The sequence below is a fragment of the Pseudomonas sp. NBRC 111133 genome (genome assembly GCF_001320605.1).
In the GTDB taxonomy this organism is placed as follows: Bacteria; Pseudomonadota; Gammaproteobacteria; order Pseudomonadales; family Pseudomonadaceae; genus Aquipseudomonas; species Aquipseudomonas monteilii.
The window spans coordinates 52805-58834 of the sequence record NZ_BCBJ01000006.1; the positions used below are offsets into that span (position 1 = coordinate 52805).

A 6030-nucleotide genomic window follows, 5' to 3' on the forward strand; every position below is an offset into this window, starting at 1 on the left:
CTTACTCCTTGGCCGTCAGGTTCACTACACGGTTGCTGCGGTCCACAGGGCGAACCTCCTGGCCCTCGCGCAGCACATGACCGCCGGCGGCGACCACCCAGTCGCCCGGGGCAAGGCCTTCGAGCACTGGCACGCTGTCGCTGCCATAGGCGCCAAGGCGCACCACGGCCCGCTCCAAGCGGCTGTCCTTGGTAACCCGCCAGACATAGGCCTCCCCGTTTTCGGCCGTCACCGCCGACAACGGCACTGCCAACGGAATCAGCCCATCATGAGCGATGAACACCCGGGCGCTCTGGCCCAGTTCGGCCGGTGCAGCCGCCGAAGTAAAAGCGATGCGCGCCGCGAAAGTGCGCGAACGCGGGTCGGCGGCCGGCGACAACTCGCGGATACGGCCCTGGAAGCGCTCCCGTGGGTGCGACCACAGCTCCACACTCACCGGCTCGCCCACGGCAAAGCGGGCGAACTGCTGCTCTGGCAGGCCGATAGCCACTTCCCGTTCGCCATCGGCGGCCAGGGTGAACACGGTCTGCCCGGCGGCGACCACCTGGCCCACTTCAACCTGGCGCTTGGCGATCACCCCGGCCTGTGGGGCACGCAGCACGGCATATTCGGCCTGGTTGCCGGCCACATCGAATTCGGCCTTGGCCTGCTTCAAGCGGGCGAGGCCGGCACGGTAGAGGTTTTCAGCGTTATCGAACTGGGAATGGCTGACCATCTGCCGGTCCAGCAGTTTCTGGTAGCGGTCGCGCTCGGCGCGCACCAGTGCCAGGTTGGCCTCGGCGGCTGCCAGTTGGGCGCGGTTGGCTTCCAGTTGCAGGCGCACGTCCTGCGGGTCCAGTTCAGCCAGCGGCTGGTCGGCCTTGACCCGCTGCCCTTCCTCGACCAGACGTTTGCTGACCTTGCCGCCAATGCGGAAAGCCAGCTCCGGCTCGAAGCGCGCACGCACTTCACCGGGGTAACTGTCGGCAGCGGCTTCAGCCGGCTGCGGCTGCACCACCAGCGCCGGGCGCGGCGCTGCAGGTGGTGTGGCTTCCTGACCGCACGCCGCCAGTAACAGCACGGCAACGGCGGGCAGAGCGATGGACAAGGCATGGCGCAACATGATGAATCCTTTCGCAGAGGTGCACATCGAATATTTATACTGGCAAGTATATTAAATCAGGCAGTCGGTGCCGGGAAGCTGGCGTTACAAAGAAATCCAGACGGATTTTCAACGGCCGCCAGCTGTTGCACAGCCCACAGCCAATCAACAACTTGCCCCGCCCCGCCACAGCCAGAAATCCTTTGTATACGCCGAAAGCCCCGTATCACGGGCGTTCCACCAACCGGCACGACCTGTGCAATCAACGGTACACCCCCTCCTTCATGTACTTGGAGTACTCCGATGACTGCCCTCGAACAACACCTGCCCGTCCCCGCCAACGGCGCCGACTACGCCACGCTCGCGGCACGCTTCAGGCCCATCTTCACGCGCATTGCCGAAAGCAGCGTGGAACGCGAACGCAACCGCACCCTGCCCCACGACCCGATCCGCTGGCTGAAGGAGGCCGGCTTTGGTGCCGTGCGCGTACCGGTCGAGCACGGCGGTGGCGGCGCTTCGTTGCCACAGCTGTTCCAGTTGTTGATCGAACTGGCCGAAGCCGACTCCAACGTGCCCCAGGCCCTGCGCGGCCATTTCGCCTTCGTCGAGGACCGCCTCAACGCCCATGCCAGCGCGCCACAAAATGTGTGGTTCAAGCGCTTCGTTGCGGGTGACCTGGTGGGCTGCGCCTGGACCGAGATAGGCGCGGTGAAGATTGGCGATGTCATCACCCGCGTCTCGCGTCAGGGCGAACAGTGGGTGGTCAACGGCACCAAGTACTACAGCACCGGCAGCCTTTTCTCCGACTGGATCGACCTGTTCGCCCGCCGCGACGACACCGGGGCCGACGTGATCGCCGCCATTCGCACCCGACAACCCGGCATCCGCCAGAGCGACGATTGGGACGGATTCGGACAGCGCACCACCGGCAGCGGTACCTCGGTGTTCGAAAATGCCGTGGTCGAGGAAGAGAACATCATCGACTTCGCCACCCGCTTCAAATACCAGACCGCGTTCTACCAGCTGGTGCTGCTGGCGGTGATCACCGGTTCCGGGCGTGCCGCCGTGCGCGACTTCAGCCACGAGACTCGCAAGCGCACCCGGGTGTTCAGCCATGGCAACGGCGCGGCAGTCAGTGAGGACCCACAGGTATTGCAAGTGATCGGCAAGGCCTCGGGCCAGGTGTATGCCGCCGAAGCCGCGACCTTGCGCGCCGCCGAGGCTAGCCAACAGGCTTACCTGGCACGTTTTGCCAATGACCCGGCCGCAGAGCAGCAGGCCAATGTGCTGGCCGAACTGGAGTCGGCCCAGGCTCAGGTGGCAGCCATCGACCTGGTACTGCGCGCCACCAGCGACCTGTTCAATGCCTTGGGTGCGTCCACCACCAGCACCAGCCGCCAGCTCGACCGCCACTGGCGCAACGCCCGCACGGCGGCTTCGCACAACCCGGTAATCTACAAGGAGCGCATTGTCGGCGACTGGCATGTGAACGGTACTGAACCGCCGTATGTGTGGCAGATTGGTGGGGGGGCCAAGCAGTCCTGAATGGCCGGATTGGGGCTGCTTTGCAGCCCCGACAATATCAGCGTTTACTCCAGGCCATCGGCCAACGCCGCACCGTTGAGGTAGTGATCCCCCAACAACCGCCGTTGGGTTGCCAGCACAGGCTCACCACCGCTCACCTCTGGCCGCGCCACGCTGCGACCGGCCAACTCGAAATACGCCTCGCCAGCAAGCCGAGCGCCCTCGGCAGCCGCCAGGCGAAACGCAATTGCCGATGCCTGCGAATCATCGGCCCGCTCCAGCAATGCATCGGCCGCATCAATTGCAATGCGCACCTCACCCACCGTGGCAATCACCAGGGTTTCGTGGCGGGCATCGCGGTCACGCAAGAACTCAAGCAGGGCCGCTTCCACCTGACGGGCATAGACCAGATCGTTCCGGCCGTGGGAATGTGTATTGGACATGTGCGCCTCCTCAGTTCCAGGCGTGACGTTGCGGCTTGATGCCGTTAAGCAACTGGTTACCGACCAAGTGGTACTTCCAGCGCACCGGGTCATGCAGGGTGTGCGTGCGGGCATTGCGCCAGAAGCGGTCCAGCCCCCGGCTGGCCGAAACACTGCGCGTACCACCCAGTTCCAGCAGGCGGCTGGAAGCCTCCAGCGAAATGGCCGTTGACAGCACCTTGGCCTGACCGACTATCACCGAGGCTTGCGCCACGTGCGCTTCGTCAGGCTGGGCAACCGCCAGGTCGACGGCCTGCGCCGCACGACGCAAGATGGCTTCGGCTGCCTGCAGGCGCCAGGCCAGTTCGCCGATCAGCGCCTGGCTCAACGGGTCCTGCCAGCCATGCTGCAGGCCACTGTCGGCCCATGGCCTTGCCTGGCGGGCCACCTGCAAGGTCGCGGCGAAAGCGCCACGGGCGATACCGGTGTCCACAGCGGCCTGGATGATCTGCGAGATCGGACCATCGGCGGTGGGCTGGTCGTAGGCCTTCCAGGCCGGTATCACATCGCCCGCCGGAACCCGCACGCCATCGAGGCGCACCTGGCCACTGGCGGTAATGCGCTGGCCAAAGCCGTCCCAACTGTCGATCACGGTGAGGCCTGCGGCATCACGCGGGACAAAGGCGATATGCGGCCGCCCTTCTTCATCAACGCCAGCAACAGGAACGATATGGGCAAACAAGGCGCCGGTGCAGTACGCCTTCTCGCCGTCGACCACGGCGCTGTCGCCGTTGAAGCGGATTTGCGTCTGGAAGGTGGTCACATACTGGCCACGCGACTCAGAAAACGCATTGCCGAAGCGGTAGCCCTGCAGCACCTTGGCGAAGTAGTCACGCTTCTGCGTTTCGCTGCCGGTCAGGCGCAGGTTGCTGAGTACACCAAAGTGGTTTTGCGGCAGCTGGCCGAGGGACGAATCGGCCGCCGAAATGGTTGCAATCACTTCGCTGAGCGTGGCGTAGGACACGCCCGCGCCACCGTACTCCTTGGGCACGGTGATTGCCCAAAGGCCGCTGTCGGAAAAGCGGTCAAGCTCATCCCACGGCAAGCGCCGCTCACGGTCGCGAAGGGCAGCTTCCTGGGCAAATTCCTCGGCCAGGCGCTGCGCGACTTCGATGGCTTCGGCATCGCTGCGGATGACATGGGCGGCGCGCCGTGGCGCCGAACGGGCCTGCCCAGGCAGGCTGGATGCGGGTGAAAAGGTCGTCATGTGCTGCTCCATGCGTAACAGGTTCCACAGTTGTTGAGCAGAACCTGTGCCAACCTTAAAAATCCTTTTAATTCAGATAGTTAGGCGAATTATCCTGGCATTCGAAAAGCCCCGAGGCCGACAAACTGCAGATTGTCTGTTGCCCCGCAAACAGTTCGCCGGGGCCACTCAAAGGCTGATGTCCAGCGGGTACTCGACGATCACCCGCAACTCGTCGACGTTGGCCTCGGCGGTATGGCCGCCGCCTACCCGATGGGTGGCTTGCATCACGTTGAACGACAGGTTCCTGGCCGGCCCGCCCTGCACCACGTAGCGCACCCACAGGTTGCGCTCCCAGTGGCGACCATCCTCGATGCCGTTGTAGTAGCTGTAGGCGCCGCCTGCGCGGGTACCATCGATATCGCTGCCACGCACATAGCGGGCGGTAAGCGACAGGCCAGGCAGCCCGAGCACAGCAAAGTTGTAGTCGTAGCGCGCTTCCCAGGCCCGTTCATTGGGGTTGTTGAAGTCGGACACCTGCGATGCCGCGTCCAGCTGGATGTCGTAGGTGTTCCACACATAGTCGAACGGCGTGTCGCCGTCGATGCGCGTATACGACAGCTTGAAGCCATGCCCGCCTGCGTTGACCCCGGCATGCACGCTCCATGAGTCGTTGTCGATCTTGCCGGCCAGCGCCTGGCCGCTGTCGCGGGTGCGGTAGTAATCCAGGCCTGTTTTCAGGGTCAGGCTGTCGACCAGCGGCTGTACGTAGTCAACGTTGAAGAACTGTTGGTTCCACACATCGTCCAGCCGGCTGGCGTGCAGGCGCAGGTTCAGCTGGTCGTTGAAGCGGTAGTCGCCACCCAGGTACACCACGTCATTGGCGCCCTTCAGCCGCCCGGCGTACACGGTGCCAAGGTCGCCACGGTGGTTGCTGGCGTTGCGGTCGCTGCTGGACTCCAGCTTGCCGCCCTGCAGGCTCAGGCCTTGCAGTGAGTGGTCATTGAACATGAAACCGCGCAGGGTCTGCGGCAGCAGGCGGATGTCACTGGCATGCAGCACCGGGCTGGTCGGGCTGACATCGCCGTAGCGCAGTTCGGTGTCCCGCACGCGCGCCTTCAGCGCTACGCCGACCTTGCCATAGGCATCCTTGGGCTCGCCATCGAAGTTGCTGCCCGAGCGCGAGACTATGCCCGGCACCCCTACACCATTGCCTACCGTGCCATTGCCACCGTCCAGCTTCAGCCCGATCAGGCCTTGCACGTCCAGGCCAAGGCCGACCGTGCCCTGGGTGAACCCCGACTGCAGGTTGGCGATGATGCCGTGGCCCCATTCGCGGTGCTGGCTCTGGCGTTCGCCGGTGTTGGGGTTACGGGTGAAATCGCCGTTGCGGTAGTCCTGGCTGAAGTAATAGTTGCGGTTGATGATTTGCAGTTGAGTGCCGCCGAGAAAACCTTCGTCTTCGGCGAATGCCGGCGTGGTCAAGCCGATGGCCAGGGCGAGGGTGACGGATGGGTAGTTGCGCGAGCGCATGGCAGAACGTCCTTATGAGTTGGATAACCCCGCCGGGGCGGGGAGTTTTGTGGTGAGCCGGATATCGAGCGCCGCCCGCACGGCGCATCGCGAGCTGCGCTCGCTCCTACGTTTGTTTCGGGCCAGTTATTCCTGTGGGATTTGTGCGCGTACGCCTTGGCGCATGGCGCGATATCGCGTCGTATTAACCAAGCGGTCGCGCACGCCAGCCACAGGCGTTACTG

At 64.2% G+C, this 6030-nt stretch carries 5 protein-coding genes; 1 reads left to right on the forward strand and 4 read right to left on the reverse strand.

Annotated elements, in window-relative coordinates; translation table 11 throughout:
* Nucleotide 1: 1 nt before the first annotated feature.
* On the reverse strand, nucleotides 2–1102 hold the full coding sequence (locus tag APH36_RS02475; protein ID WP_060497343.1) for an efflux RND transporter periplasmic adaptor subunit: 1101 nt from the start codon (nucleotides 1100–1102) through the stop codon (nucleotides 2–4).
* 282 nt (nucleotides 1103–1384) lie between these two features.
* Here APH36_RS02475 and APH36_RS02480 point away from each other — a divergent pair, with 282 nt between their 5' ends.
* Nucleotides 1385–2626 carry an acyl-CoA dehydrogenase family protein gene (locus APH36_RS02480; RefSeq protein ID WP_060497344.1) on the forward strand — a complete coding sequence of 414 codons (1242 nt, stop codon included), beginning with the start codon at nucleotides 1385–1387 and terminating at the stop codon, nucleotides 2624–2626.
* A 44-nt stretch (nucleotides 2627–2670) separates the two neighbouring features.
* Here APH36_RS02480 and APH36_RS02485 read toward each other — a convergent pair whose 3' ends face one another.
* The 3 genes from APH36_RS02485 to APH36_RS02495 all read right to left on the reverse strand — a co-directional run bounded on the left by APH36_RS02485 (nucleotide 2671) and on the right by APH36_RS02495 (nucleotide 5806).
* Nucleotides 2671–3048 carry a hypothetical protein gene (locus tag APH36_RS02485; RefSeq protein ID WP_060497345.1) on the reverse strand — a complete coding sequence of 126 codons (378 nt, stop codon included), beginning with the start codon at nucleotides 3046–3048 and terminating at the stop codon, nucleotides 2671–2673.
* Nucleotides 3049–3058: 10 nt separating this feature from the next.
* Nucleotides 3059–4294: an SfnB family sulfur acquisition oxidoreductase gene (locus tag APH36_RS02490; RefSeq protein WP_060497346.1), complete on the reverse strand. Its 1236-nt coding sequence runs from the start codon at nucleotides 4292–4294 to the stop codon at nucleotides 3059–3061.
* 168 nt (nucleotides 4295–4462) lie between these two features.
* On the reverse strand, nucleotides 4463–5806 hold the full coding sequence (locus APH36_RS02495; protein WP_060497347.1) for an OprD family porin: 1344 nt from the start codon (nucleotides 5804–5806) through the stop codon (nucleotides 4463–4465).
* Nucleotides 5807–6030: the final 224 nt, after the last annotated feature.